The following is a 13,273-nucleotide window of genomic DNA, read 5'->3' on the forward strand; positions in this document are numbered from 1 at the left end:
AAATCGAAAACAAAAAAAGCTAGAAAAATAATATGTGTGGAATCGTAGGATACTTAGGAACACAGCAAGCGGCATCCATTATTTTAAAAGGATTGCAACGCTTAGAATACCGTGGCTATGACAGTGCAGGGTTGGTATTGTATGACAATGCCCATTTTCAAATGTTCAAAACCCAGGGTAAGGTACACGACCTTAGACAGCTAACTAATTTTGATGCCACTACCCAAACCATAGGGCTAGGCCATACCCGTTGGGCAACCCATGGAGTGCCTTCCGATGCCAATGCCCATCCGCATTATTCCAATTCGGGGGAGTTGGCATTGATACACAATGGCATCATTGAAAATTACGAGTCTATTAAAAAAGTATTGCTTGCCAAAGGCTATCATTTTATATCGGATACCGATACCGAAGTATTGGTCAACTTGATTGAAGATGTACAAAAAACTCAGCAATGCAAATTGGGTAAAGCCGTTCAAATTGCCCTCACCCAAGTTGTGGGTGCCTTTGCCATTGCCGTAATTGATAAAAAACGCCAAGATGAATTGGTTGCTGCCAAGCTGGGGAGTCCGTTGGCAATTGGTATCGGAGACAACGAGTTTTTTGTAGCGAGTGATGCCTCTCCCTTTATCGAATATACCAACCAAGCCATTTATTTAGAAGACCATCAAATGGCGATTTTAATCAAAGGAGAAGCACCAAGGTTGCGTTGGATCAAGGACGATGCTGTTTCTGAATACGACATTCATGAATTGGAACTAAGTTTAGAGCAAATTGAAAAAGGAGGCTATGAACATTTTATGCTCAAAGAAATTTTTGAGCAGCCGAACGCCATTACTAATGCTTTTCGTGGCCGTTTATTACCGGCGCTCGAAATGATCAAAATGGAAGGGGTGCAAAACAACCTATCCCAATTTTTAGAGGCAAAACGCATCATCATTGTAGCTTGTGGCACTTCGTGGCATGCGGGCTTAGTAGCAGAATACATCATTGAAGAGTTGACACGCATTCCTGTAGAGGTTGAATATGCCTCGGAATTCAAATACCGCAATCCCATCATCACCCCCAAAGATGTGGTAATTGCCATTTCTCAATCCGGCGAAACGGCCGATACCTTAGCCGCCATCAAATTGGCAAAAGAACAAGGCGCTTTGGTATATGGTGTGTGTAATGTGGTGGGCTCTTCCATTGCACGCGAAACCCATGCGGGAGCCTATACCCACGCAGGACCCGAAATTGGGGTGGCCTCTACCAAAGCATTTACCACACAAATTACCATTCTTACGCTAGTTGCTTTGCATTTGGCCAAAGAAAAAGGAAGTTTGACGAAGACAGAATTCAACGAGTTGGTGCACGAATTAGAACGCATTCCTGAAAAAGTTGTGGAGGTATTACAAGTAAGTGATGCTATCAAAGAAATCGCTCAATCCTATGCCCACGCCACCAACTGTTTGTTTTTGGGTCGAGGGGTTAATTTCCCAGTAGCGCTAGAAGGCGCTCTGAAATTGAAAGAAATTTCGTACATTCACGCCGAGGGCTATCCCGCTGCAGAAATGAAACACGGGCCCATTGCCCTCATCGATGAAAACATGCCGGTTATTGTCATTGCCATCAACAAAGGGCATTATGAGAAGACTGTGAGCAATATCCAAGAAATCAAATCCCGCAAAGGAAAAATCATCGCCATTGTTACCAAAGGAGATGTAGTGGTTAAAGAAATGGCCGACCATGTGATTGAAGTTCCTGAAACCTTGGAATGGTTAACGCCATTACTAACCACCATTCCTTTACAACTCCTGTCCTATCATATGGCGGTATTGTTGGGGAAAAACGTAGATCAGCCTCGTAATTTGGCGAAATCAGTAACTGTAGAGTAAGTGTTGGTAATAAAATCAAAAGTCAAGAAGATTTTTTGGGTTAATATAAAATTATTGAGTACTTTTGTTACTCAATTAAAAAAATGCTAAATACAATAATTACATCCAAGACACGATTAAGGTTGTTGATAAAGTTTTTTATCAATGTAGCCAATACTGGGTATTTGAGAGGTTTGGCAGCAGAAATGGAAGAAAACACCAATGCGATTAGAAAGGAATTGAATAATTTAACCGAAGCAGGTTTTTTACAAAAAGAAGAAATAGCATCCAAAATTATATACAAAGCCAATACAGTCCACCCGTTATTTCATATTCTACAGCAAATGGTTCGAAAGCATGTAGGCATAGATGTAATTGTTGAGCGCGTATTTGAACGTCTCGGTGCAGTAAGCAAAATATACCTAATTGGTGATTATGCCAATGGTATAGATAGTGGAATCATAGAGGTGGTTGTGGAAGGTGTCAATTTAAACGAAGCGTATCTCGATAATTTAGAGCGAAAAGTTGCTTCTGAATTGAATAAAAAAATAGTGATACATACAACCTTTTTATTTGAAGGTAAAGGTTTGTTAGTATTTCAAAAATAGTACAGATTAGCTCTCGCGAGGTATTCGCTGTGACCCATCAACATGGGACTCACAAGGCGAAGCCGTAAAAAAATAAAACCGCAAAGACACCAAGAAACGCAAAGAAATAAGTAAACTTTGACCCCTTTGCGAACCCTCTGCGGTAAACGTAGCGGTAAGCAAAGCGTTAAAATTAGCGGTTAAAAAAAATAAAACATTGAACTGGTTCGCAATATATACAAAACCTCTTAACGAAATAAAAGTAGCCCAAAAACTGCAGGCAATAGGAATAGAAGCCTACTGCCCCACCATAACAGTAGTTAAGCAATGGAGTGACCGTAAAAAAAAAGTAACCCAACCGCTCTTCAATTCCTATGTTTTTGTAAAGTTAAATGAAAAAGACAGACCACTTGTTTTTGCCATTCCCGGAGTTGTAAGGTACTTATTTTGGTTGGGAAAGCCAGCTGTTATAAAAGAAGCTGAAATAACGGCCATCAGAGAATTGTTGCAACAGGAGTACCAAGAAATTAGGGTAAGCAGTTTGGTGCCAGGAAGTAAAATAACTATAGAACAAGGTGTTTTTAAAGGTCAACTAGCAACCTTTCAAGAACAACAAGCAAATAAAATTGTGTTGATATTAGATAGCTTAGGGTTTAAATTAGTTGTACACAAATAAAAAGGCTATCAAATAGTGGTGTTTTAATAGAAAATCAAAAGAAAAAATAATAAAATATAAGCAATCTTTTAATACAAAGAACTTTAGTTACAAATAATTCTATTTTTTTAATTCACTTGTAAAAATGAATAACAACTATAAAATACTGATAACAGGTGGTGCTGGCTTTATAGGCTCCAATTTATGTGAGCATTTTTTGGCGAAAGGACATCAAATAGTATGTTTAGATAATTTTGCTACAGGGCATAAACATAATATCGCCCCATTTTTAGAAAATTCAAATTTTACATTCATCGAAGGCGATATCAGAAATTTGGAAACTTGTAAGCTTGCAGTAAATGGGGTTGACTATGTATTGCATCAAGCAGCCTTAGGGTCAGTACCACGTTCCTTAAAAGACCCCATAACCTCAAATGAAGTTAATGTATCGGGTTTTTTAAACATGTTGGTAGCAGCTAAAGATGCTAATGTAAAAAGATTCATTTATGCGGCAAGCTCCTCTACCTATGGGGATTCAGAAAATTTACCAAAAGTAGAAGAAGTCATAGGAAAACCCTTATCGCCTTATGCCATTACCAAATATGTGAACGAATTGTATGCCGATATTTTTAGCAAAAGCTATGGGATAGAAACAATAGGTTTGCGGTATTTCAATGTCTTTGGACGAAGACAAGACCCTAACGGAGCCTATGCTGCGGTTATTCCTTTATTTGTAAAAAAATTCATGAATCACGAATCACCTGTAATCAATGGTGATGGAAATTACTCCCGAGATTTTACCTATATAGACAATGTCATTCAAATGAATGAATTGGCTATATCAACTAGAAATCCAGGTGCTGTAAATACAGTGTATAATACAGCTTATGGCGACAGAACAACGCTTAAACAATTAGTACAATTACTAAAAGACAATTTAGCACATTTTGATCCTAAAATTGCTGAGGTAAAAGTAGTACATGGTCCTAACAGAGCAGGAGACATCCCTCATTCTTTAGCCAGTATTCAAAAAGCCAAAGCGAATTTGGGTTACAATCCAAAATTTTCCATAGCTCAAGGAATCAAAGAAGCTGTCTCTTGGTATTGGGAGAATTTAAAATAATAAAACCGTTTATCGTTCAATGAAAAACGAAAAACGAATAACAAACAACAAAAACATGAACAAAATTGCCATTATAGGTCTCGGCTATGTAGGCCTTCCTTTAGCAAGACTTTTTGCTACCAAATATCCCGTAGTTGGTTTTGATATCAACAAAAAACGAATTGAAGAGCTAAATCAAGGTAAAGACCTTACATTGGAGGTTGCAGACGATATTTTACAAGCGGTTTTGGTAAATGAGAATCCATTTCTTTGTCATCCTGAACTCGTTTCAGGATCTCAAAATGGTCTCTATTGCTCTTCTGATTTATCAGACATTCAAGAAGCCAACATATATATAGTAACTGTACCGACACCCGTTGATAAAAACAACCGTCCCGATTTAACGCCATTGTACAAGGCTAGTGAAACGGTTGGGAAAGTTTTAAAAAAAGGAGATATTGTTATTTATGAATCTACGGTGTATCCGGGTGCAACAGAGGAAGAATGTATTCCAGTACTAGAAAAAGTTTCTGGATTACAATTCAATGTAGATTTTTTTGCGGGGTATTCACCAGAACGCATCAACCCAGGCGACAAAGAGCATACGGTGGAAAAAATACTCAAAGTTACCGCAGGCTCAACAACTGAAATAGGGAAAAAAGTAGATACTTTATACAAAAGTATCATTATAGCAGGAACGCATTTGGCACCTACGATTAAAGTGGCAGAAGCGGCAAAAGTAATCGAAAATTCACAACGCGACATCAACATTGCCTTTGTAAACGAATTGGCGAAGATTTTCAATTTGATGGATATTGATACCCATGCTGTCTTGGAAGCTGCTGGTACCAAATGGAATTTTTTACCCTTTAAACCAGGCTTGGTTGGTGGCCATTGTATAGGGGTTGATCCTTATTATTTGGCACAAAAAGCTCAAGAATTAGGCTACCATCCCGAAATTATTTTGGCAGGAAGACGTATGAATGATTCTATGGGAGAATATGTAGCCTCGCAAGTAGTGAAATTGATGATCAAAAAAGGCATTACAGTAAATGGTGCCAATTTATTAATGTTGGGCATCACCTTTAAAGAAAATTGTCCTGATGTACGCAATACCAAAATTGTGGATGTGGTATCAGCTTTAGATGATTATGGTATTAATGTAACCATTTATGATCCTTGGGCTAATCCCAAGGAAGTAATGGACGAATATGGTCTAATATGTCATAATAAATTAGACTCTAAGTCTCTCACAATTATTAAATTTGATAGTATAATAATTGGTGTAGCTCATAAAGAGTTTTTTAACTTTAAATTTGATTCACTCATAAATCAAAAAAGTGTAATCTATGATATTAAAGGTATGTTAAAAAATAATGTTGATGGTAAACTTTAAATTAAATTTTTGGATATGAAAGTATTAATTTTAGCTGGAGGTTATGGAACCCGACTAAGTGAAGAAACAGATTTAAAACCTAAGCCAATGGTTGAAATTGGAGGGAAACCAATCTTATGGCATATTATGAAAATTTATTCCTACTATGGTTTTAATGATTTTGTAATTTTGCTTGGTTATAAGGGATATTATATAAAAGAATATTTTGCGAATTATTTTATGCATCAAAGTGATGTTACTATTGATTTAAAAAATAATAAAATTGAAATTTTAAATAATACCAGTGAACCGTGGAAAGTTACATTATTAGATACAGGTTTAAATACAATGACTGGTGGGCGAATTAAAAGGGTTGAAAGGTTTTTAAATGGAGAACCTTTTTTGTTAACATACGGAGATGGTGTATCGAATATTAATATCAATGAACTAATTAATTTCCACAAATCACATGGTAAAATAATTACTATGACCTCTTCTCAGCCAGATGGAAGATTTGGAGCTTTAGAAATTGCAAAAAATAATAAGATTATTGATTTTAAAGAAAAACCAAAAGGAGATGGAAGCTGGATTAATGCTGGTTTTTTTGTGTGTGAGCCTGAGGTTTTTGATTTTATTAATGAAGGAGATGAAACTATTTTTGAACAATCTCCTTTAAAAAATTTAGCAAATAGCGGACAATTGTATACATATAAGCACAATAGTTTTTGGATGCCAATGGATACATTAAGAGATAAAATAAAGTTAAACGACATGTGGCATAATAACAGCGCTCCATGGAAAATTTGGGAATAGATGTTTGAAAATATATATTATAGAAAAAAAGTCCTTGTTACTGGACATACAGGTTTTAAAGGTAGTTGGTTAGTATGTTGGCTTTTAAAACTAGGCGCTGAGGTTATAGGTTTTTCAAAAGATATACCTACGAATCCATCAATGTTTCGTGAATTAGATTTACAGAGTAAAATCACTCATTATTTAAAAGACGTAAGAGATTTATCAGCTTTGATAGAGGTTATAAAAGCTGAACGTCCTGATTTTGTGTTTCACCTTGCTGCTCAACCGATAGTTTCACTATCATATTTGAATCCATTAGAAACTATTTCATCTAATGTTATGGGTACCGCAAATATACTTGAAGCTTTACGTATTTCTAATCATAAATGTACAGCTATAATTATTACTAGTGATAAGGCTTATGATAATATAGAGCAAATTTGGGGATATAAGGAAAACGATTTCATGGGGGGAAAAGATATTTATAGTGGATCAAAAGGAGCAGCAGAATTAATAATTAAATCTTATTTTAATTCATTTTTTAATAAGGATAGTTGTAATGTTAAGTTAGGGATAGGAAGAGCGGGGAATGTCATTGGAGGTGGAGACTGGGCAAAAGACAGAATTGTTGTAGATTGCATGTTAGCTTGGAGTGAAGGAAAGTCTGTTGAGATTAGAAGTCCAAATTCAACAAGACCTTGGCAACACGTCTTAGAACCATTGAGTGGCTATTTGAAATTAGGAATGACCCTTTATAAGAATGACACTTTAAATGGAGAAAGTTTTAATTTTGGACCAAAGTCAGAGCAGAATAGAACTGTGCAAGAACTTATAGAAGACTTAAGTAAGTTATGGGCTCCAATGGTTACTGAAACTTTTAATATTACTGAAAATATTCCTTTTCATGAAGCAAGTCTGCTAAAACTAAATTGCGATAAAGCATTAGCTTATCTAAAATGGCAGTCTAGCTTACAGTATCAGGAAACCATTCGTTTTACAGGTGAATGGTATTTTAACTTTTATAGGAATAATATTGACATTCTAGAGTTTACTATGAATCAAATTCAAGAATATGAAGAAATATTTAAAAAAAATCTTTTTTAAAATATGATTTCAAATATTCAAGGGGTTATTGTATCAGATTTAAAGCAAATTTACCATGAGAAAGGAGATATTTATCATTTCATGAAAAGAAGCGAGTTTAGTTTTCAAGGCTTTGGAGAAAGTTATTTTTCGTTCATTAAATTTAATGAAATAAAAGCTTGGAAAAGGCACCTAAAAATGGTTTGTAATATTGTCGTTCCGATTGGTATGGTAAAGTTTATTTTAATTGATTTTAGAGATAATTCTTCAACAAAGGGAGAAAAATTTACAATTATTTTGGGTTCTAATAATTATAAAAGGATTACTATACCGCCAGGAATTTGGTATGGGTTTAAAGGTTTGTCTGAAGATGTTAATTTATTAAATAATATTTCAGATATAGAACACGATCCAAATGAACAAGAAAATATCCCAATCAATACTTTTAATAATATATCTTGGTAAATAAAATGTTAAAACTATCAAAATCTGTCATTGGCATTGAAGAAATTAATGCTGTAACAAAAGTTTTAGAAAATGAGTATTTAGGAATGGGTGAGAATGTTAAAGAGTTTGAAGATTTATTATCGGCTCATTTTAATACACCTGCTATTTGTGTGAATACTGGTACCTCTGCAATTCATTTAGCCCTACAAGCTATTGGTGTGGGTTATGGCGATGAGATTTTAGTACAGTCACTAACATATGTTGCAACTTTTCAGGCAATTTCAGCTACTGGTGCTATTCCAATTTCTTGTGATGTTTATCCTAATTCAATTACCATAGATTTGGAAGATGCAAAAAGTAAGATTACTTCTAAAACGAAAGCTATTTTACCAGTCCATTATGGAGGTGGTGTAGGGGATTTAAATGCTGTTTATGAATTTGCTAAATTTCATAATATTAGGGTAATAGAAGATGCGGCTCATGCATTTGGCACAATTTACAAAAATAAATTGATAGGTTCATTTGGTGATATTTGTTGCTTTAGTTTCGATGGTATTAAAAATATTACAAGTGGAGAGGGAGGCGCTATTTTAACAAATGATATTAATGTTATTAAAAAAATTAAAGATGCTAGGTTACTTGGTGTTAAAAAAGATACTGAAAACAGATTTGCTGGAAAAAGAAGTTGGGAATTTGATGTTGAATTTCAAGGTTGGAGATTTCATATGAGTAATATTATGGCAGCTATAGGGGTGGAACAGCTTAAAAAGTTTCAATATTTTAAAGAAAAAAGACAAAATATTGCAAAATTATATCAAAAACAATTTAAAGATAATCCAAATATTAAAATTTTGAATCATAATTATGATGATATTGTACCACACATATTTACAATTCAAGTAGTTGAAAGTAAAAGAAATGACCTAAAAAAAATTTTAGAAGAAGAAAATATACCAACTGGCTTCCATTATTACCCAAACCATCTATTGACAAAATTTAAAATTGATAATATTTCTCTCAAAGTAACTGAAAAACTTCAACATGAATTAATTACTTTGCCATTACATCCAGATCTCAAGCAAGAAGATATCCTTTTTATCACAAGTAAAATAATAAACTACTTAAGATAAACAATGCTCTTAAAAAGAATTTTTTTTGGTGGTTGGAGGAGATTAAGAAAGTATATATTTCTACCTATAAATATTTCTTTCTGTTTATTTATTTTTTTGTTTCGAGAACTTTTTTTTGGTTCTGAAAATTCAAATAACTATTTGAAGATTATTTCACAATCATCTATTATTTTTATTTTAAAAATCAAAGGCGCTACCATAGGTAAAAATAGTGTTATTCAATCAGGTATTACGCTACATAATGCAAAAAATTTTTCAAATTTAAAAATTGGTAATAATTGTCATATAGGTAAAAATTGTTTTTTTGATCTAAGAGAAGAAGTTTTAATAGGAAATAATGTAGTAATTGGTATGCAAAATACATTTATAACACATCTTGATATGACTAATTCATCTTTGAGTTATTATTACCCAGCTAAGAAATTACCTATTATAATTAACGATAATGTTTATATAGGTGCAAATTGTACAATTTTAATGGGTGTAATAATTGAAGACTCTGCTTTTATTGCTTCAAACGCGTTAATAAATAAAAATGTAAAATCATTTACAATTGTTGGTGGAATACCTGCCAAAGAAATTAAAAAAATAAATGGAATTTAGAGAGTTATTAAAAGGTACAAGTTTTATGATGGTTACTAGATTTGCACAATTTTCAGCAGGTATGGTAACTACTAAAATTAGTGCGTTATTACTGGGTACTACAGGAATTGGTATTATTAATCAATTAACTTTTTTAACCCAAAAAATGTCACAGTTTACAACTTTAAGCATGGTAGAAGCTGTTGTAAAACAAATAGCGGAAAATAAGTATGAAAAGGATGTAAAAGAAATCATTTCATCAGCATTTAAATCTTATATCATATTAGTTTCTTCATTTTCTTTAATTAGTATTACTTTTTTGTCAATATTTTCATCTGATTTAACAATTCATGTATTTGGTGAAAAAGAATTTATCTCTTATTTTTTTATTGCAATTTTTACCTTTCCATTTTTAATAATTACAAGTATCCCTTTTGCAATATTAAAAGGTTTTCGTGATATTAAGTTAATTTCTAGAATAAGAATAACTATTGTTTTTACAAATTTAGTAATTGCAGTTCCATTAATTTATTTTTACAAATTAGATGGTGCTGTTGCTTATATACCAATATCATATATAGTTGATTTAATATTACATTTATTTATTGCTAACAAACTATATTTTAATAAACTGGGTATTAACTTAAATAGTATTTTTAAAGCATCCTTTAGAACTGATTTTGTAAAAGAATTATTTTATTTTTCTGGTTTTGGAATAATTGTTGGTACATATGCTATTTTTAGTGAATTTATTTGTCGATCTATTGTTGTTTCTCAGTTAGGAATTGATAAATTAGGATTATACGCACCCATAATAATGTGGGGAAGCATGATTACAGGATTTTTATTACCTGCATTATCAACTTATTTATACCCAAGATTTTGTGAATTAAAGAATAATGCTCAAATAACAGGTCTTTTAAATGATGCACTTAGGTTAGGTACATTGGTTATAATTCCTTTATTGTTTATTGGTATTCCATATAAAGAATTTATAATCTCAATATTTTACACTAAAGAGTTTGTATTAGCTGCTAAATTTTTACCATACCATTTTTTGGGTCTTTTGTTTTATGTTTGGTGGTATGGATTTACACAAGCAATGACTCCAACAGGGAGAATTAAGCAACACGGTTTTTTTCAAATTTTATACTTTTCTTTAGACATGTTAGTTACTTATTATTTTGTAACAAATTTTGGACTTTATGGCTGGATGCTTAAACATATAATAAGTCCTTTTGTTTTCTTTTGGATTTATATTGTTTATGCAAATATTAAAATGGAATATAGAATTACTAGAGAAAATATAATTTTGATGTTATTCACATTAGTAAGTTCAGTAATTCTAATAATGTTAATGAATATATCTTTTGAAAACTTTGAGATTAATACTCTTTTAGGTCCTTTATTATTGATTTGCTCATACTTCGTTTTAAAGAAAGAGGAACAATTATTTATAAAAAAAAAATTAAGTGTAAAAAAAATAAAAACTAAATAATGAAAATAAATTTATCTGTTCCCAAAGTATGTGTAATAACATTGAATTACAATCAAAAAGATTACACTAAAGATTGTATTAATTCTCTTTTAAAATCAACTTACTTAAACTTCGAAGTTTTATTAGTTGATAATGGGTCTTCACAAGAAAATTTTACAAAATTAGAAAATGAACTTCCAAATGATAATCGACTTATTATTTCTCGATTAGAAGAAAATATAGGGTATGTAGGTGGTATAAATCATGGTCTTTTAAAAGCAAGTGAAAAAGATTTTGAATATTTTTTAATTATGAATAATGATACTTTGATTGATGAAAATGCAATTAAAGAATTAATTATTACCGCTGAAAAGCATAATGGTAATGCTATTGTATCTGGTAAAGTTTATAATTATGATGAAAAAGATACCTTACAATATATTGGAAATGTTTATAGCGATAGGAAAGGAATTCTAGATTACAAATCGCCTATAAAGAATCGAAGAGAGAAAGATGTAGGTCAATTTGATACAGAAATGGAAATGGCAATGACAGATGATATTATGTGGGTTATCCCAAGAAAGATTTTTAAAGATATTGGTTACTATTCTGATTACTTTTATCTTTATGGAGAGCAAACAGATTATGCTATTAAAGCTCAGAAAAAAGGATATAGACTCATCTATTCCCCTAAAGCTAAAATTTGGCATAAAGGTGGTATCACAACAACTAATGGCAATAAAAAATCTGCAAGAATTATATATTGGACTACTTTTGCAACACTTAAAATTGCAAAACTTCATTTTACTAAAAATGAATCAAAAAAATTCTTTAGGCAATGGTTGTTAAGGATGACAATAAAAAGAATTCTTTATTTTTTTAAAAGAAAAGAAAATTTTACAATATTAAAAGCACATACTCTTGCCATAATACATTTTTGTTTTTGGAGTAAAATAAAATATACTGATAATGGATATAATCCTTTCTAATAATTTTATTTTGAATAGAAAAATAATTTTATATGTTGGTGGGTTTATTTTACCAGATAGAAATGCTGCAGCTCAACGCGTTGTTTCTAATGCAAAAGCAATTAGAGAAGTTGGTTTCGATGTTGTTTTTTTAGGTAAATCTTATGAATCTGTTAAAAAAATTGATAAGCAAGAAGCCAAAGAGTTTCAAGGTTTTAAGATATATGAAGAAACTTATCCTAAAGGATTAAGTAGTTGGATTTATCATTTAACTTCAATCCGGAATGTTAAAAAACTAATTGAAAAATTAGGTTCAAAAAATATACATTCAATAATTGCTTATAATTATCCATCTTTTGCACTTCAAAGATTATTGAATTACACCAAAAGTAAAGATATAAATATAGTTAGTGATTGTACAGAGTGGGCATTAGACTTGAATAATTTTTCACTTCGATCCATATTAAAATATGTTGATACTTTTTATAGAATGAAACATATACATAATAAATTGGATGGTTTAATAGCAATTAGTAGGTTTTTATTTGATTATTATAATTCTAAGATGGAGAATGTGATTTTTCTACCTCCACTTGTGGATTGTAAAGATAAAAAATGGGGTAATTTAATAAATGCTAAAGAATTAGAAATAGTCTATGCAGGATCACCAGGTAATGGTAATAAAGATAAATTAGACAGCATTATTGATGTTCTTTCTATTGTCAAAAATCGGTTGAATAGAAAGTTTCAATTAATAATAATTGGTATTTCTTATGATCAGTTTAAGACAAACTTTAAATCTTATAAAATTCCCGAAAATATTAAAGATGATATTATTTTTCTTGGAAGAGTACCCCATTTAGAAGCAGTTTGTAGAGTCCAAAAAGCTTGTTTTTCAATTTTTTTAAGGGAAGATAATATAATAAATAAAGCTGGATTTCCTACAAAGTTTGTAGAGGCAATAACTAGCGGTACACCAGTTATAACGAATGATTCAAGTAATTTATCAGAGTACTTTGTTAATGAAAATTATGGTAGAATAATAAATTTAAATAATCAAATTAATTTTGAAGAAACTTTATTTGAGGTTTTATCTTTTCCTTTTGAAAGAATAAATAAAATGAAAGAAAAGTGTTTTAATGATAAAAAATTTCATTACGAAAATTATATTTTTGAGATTCAGAAATTATTAAATAGTTTACATTAAATATTTAAA

13 protein-coding genes are annotated in these 13,273 nt (G+C 31.5%); all 13 read left to right on the forward strand.

The window, feature by feature from the left end; genetic code table 11:
- The first annotated feature begins 32 nt into the window (after positions 1 to 32).
- The 13 genes from glmS (at position 33) to WHA43_RS11870 (ending at position 13,264) form a co-directional block, all read left to right on the forward strand.
- On the forward strand, positions 33 to 1,877 hold the full coding sequence (glmS, locus tag WHA43_RS11810; RefSeq protein WP_105044940.1) for a glutamine--fructose-6-phosphate transaminase (isomerizing): 1,845 nt from the start codon (positions 33 to 35) through the stop codon (positions 1,875 to 1,877).
- Positions 1,878 to 1,960: 83 nt separating this feature from the next.
- Entirely contained in the window at positions 1,961 to 2,464 is a 504-nt protein-coding gene (locus WHA43_RS11815) for a transcriptional regulator (protein ID WP_105044941.1), read from the forward strand.
- Between the two features lie 196 nt (positions 2,465 to 2,660).
- Complete coding sequence (locus WHA43_RS11820) at positions 2,661 to 3,119, forward strand: UpxY family transcription antiterminator (RefSeq protein WP_105044942.1); 459 nt, start codon at positions 2,661 to 2,663, stop codon at positions 3,117 to 3,119.
- A 124-nt stretch (positions 3,120 to 3,243) separates the two neighbouring features.
- A complete protein-coding gene (locus tag WHA43_RS11825; RefSeq protein ID WP_105044943.1) occupies positions 3,244 to 4,221 on the forward strand; it encodes an SDR family oxidoreductase in 978 nt (325 codons plus the stop codon).
- A gap of 55 nt (positions 4,222 to 4,276) precedes the next feature.
- Entirely contained in the window at positions 4,277 to 5,596 is a 1,320-nt protein-coding gene (locus WHA43_RS11830) for a nucleotide sugar dehydrogenase (protein WP_105047208.1), read from the forward strand.
- Between the two features lie 15 nt (positions 5,597 to 5,611).
- Positions 5,612 to 6,388, forward strand: coding sequence for a glucose-1-phosphate cytidylyltransferase (gene rfbF / locus WHA43_RS11835; RefSeq protein WP_105044944.1), 777 nt, complete (start codon positions 5,612 to 5,614; stop codon positions 6,386 to 6,388).
- On the forward strand, positions 6,389 to 7,474 hold the full coding sequence (rfbG, locus tag WHA43_RS11840) for a CDP-glucose 4,6-dehydratase (protein WP_105044945.1): 1,086 nt from the start codon (positions 6,389 to 6,391) through the stop codon (positions 7,472 to 7,474). It abuts the gene before it with no gap.
- 3 nt (positions 7,475 to 7,477) lie between these two features.
- Complete coding sequence (locus tag WHA43_RS11845) at positions 7,478 to 7,918, forward strand: dTDP-4-dehydrorhamnose 3,5-epimerase family protein (RefSeq protein ID WP_211290280.1); 441 nt, start codon at positions 7,478 to 7,480, stop codon at positions 7,916 to 7,918.
- 5 nt (positions 7,919 to 7,923) lie between these two features.
- On the forward strand, positions 7,924 to 9,030 hold the full coding sequence (locus WHA43_RS11850; protein ID WP_105044946.1) for a DegT/DnrJ/EryC1/StrS family aminotransferase: 1,107 nt from the start codon (positions 7,924 to 7,926) through the stop codon (positions 9,028 to 9,030).
- Between the two features lie 3 nt (positions 9,031 to 9,033).
- Entirely contained in the window at positions 9,034 to 9,633 is a 600-nt protein-coding gene (locus tag WHA43_RS11855; RefSeq protein WP_105044947.1) for an acyltransferase, read from the forward strand.
- The gene (locus WHA43_RS11860; protein ID WP_105044948.1) at positions 9,623 to 11,110 is read left to right on the forward strand and encodes an oligosaccharide flippase family protein; all 1,488 of its coding nucleotides are present in this window, start codon (positions 9,623 to 9,625) and stop codon (positions 11,108 to 11,110) included. The genes WHA43_RS11855 and WHA43_RS11860 overlap by 11 nt, the downstream gene beginning before the upstream one ends.
- Positions 11,110 to 12,078 carry a glycosyltransferase family 2 protein gene (locus WHA43_RS11865; RefSeq protein ID WP_105044949.1) on the forward strand — a complete coding sequence of 323 codons (969 nt, stop codon included), beginning with the start codon at positions 11,110 to 11,112 and terminating at the stop codon, positions 12,076 to 12,078. Before WHA43_RS11860 ends, WHA43_RS11865 begins: the two co-directional genes overlap by 1 nt.
- Positions 12,059 to 13,264, forward strand: a complete 1,206-nt coding sequence (locus tag WHA43_RS11870) for a glycosyltransferase (protein WP_105044950.1) — start codon at positions 12,059 to 12,061, stop codon at positions 13,262 to 13,264. The genes WHA43_RS11865 and WHA43_RS11870 overlap by 20 nt, the downstream gene beginning before the upstream one ends.
- Positions 13,265 to 13,273 lie beyond the last annotated feature (9 nt).

This window comes from Polaribacter gangjinensis (assembly GCF_038024125.1).
GTDB classification, from domain to species: Bacteria; Bacteroidota; Bacteroidia; order Flavobacteriales; family Flavobacteriaceae; genus Polaribacter; species Polaribacter gangjinensis.

Excerpts from the sequence above, each read along its gene's own strand:
- WHA43_RS11860 (WP_105044948.1), top strand. The coding sequence starts at position 9,623 with ATGGAATTTAGAGAGTTATTAAAAGGTACAAGTTTTATGATGGTTACT.
- WHA43_RS11850 (WP_105044946.1), top strand. The coding sequence starts at position 7,924 with ATGTTAAAACTATCAAAATCTGTCATTGGCATTGAAGAAATTAATGCT.
- rfbG (WP_105044945.1), top strand. The coding sequence starts at position 6,389 with ATGTTTGAAAATATATATTATAGAAAAAAAGTCCTTGTTACTGGACAT.
- WHA43_RS11855 (WP_105044947.1), top strand. The coding sequence starts at position 9,034 with ATGCTCTTAAAAAGAATTTTTTTTGGTGGTTGGAGGAGATTAAGAAAG.
- WHA43_RS11865 (WP_105044949.1), top strand. The coding sequence starts at position 11,110 with ATGAAAATAAATTTATCTGTTCCCAAAGTATGTGTAATAACATTGAAT.
- WHA43_RS11825 (WP_105044943.1), top strand. The coding sequence starts at position 3,244 with ATGAATAACAACTATAAAATACTGATAACAGGTGGTGCTGGCTTTATA.
- rfbF (WP_105044944.1), top strand. The coding sequence starts at position 5,612 with ATGAAAGTATTAATTTTAGCTGGAGGTTATGGAACCCGACTAAGTGAA.
- WHA43_RS11830 (WP_105047208.1), top strand. The coding sequence starts at position 4,277 with ATGAACAAAATTGCCATTATAGGTCTCGGCTATGTAGGCCTTCCTTTA.
- WHA43_RS11845 (WP_211290280.1), top strand. The coding sequence starts at position 7,478 with ATGATTTCAAATATTCAAGGGGTTATTGTATCAGATTTAAAGCAAATT.
- WHA43_RS11870 (WP_105044950.1), top strand. The coding sequence starts at position 12,059 with ATGGATATAATCCTTTCTAATAATTTTATTTTGAATAGAAAAATAATT.
- WHA43_RS11815 (WP_105044941.1), top strand. The coding sequence starts at position 1,961 with ATGCTAAATACAATAATTACATCCAAGACACGATTAAGGTTGTTGATA.
- glmS (WP_105044940.1), top strand. The coding sequence starts at position 33 with ATGTGTGGAATCGTAGGATACTTAGGAACACAGCAAGCGGCATCCATT.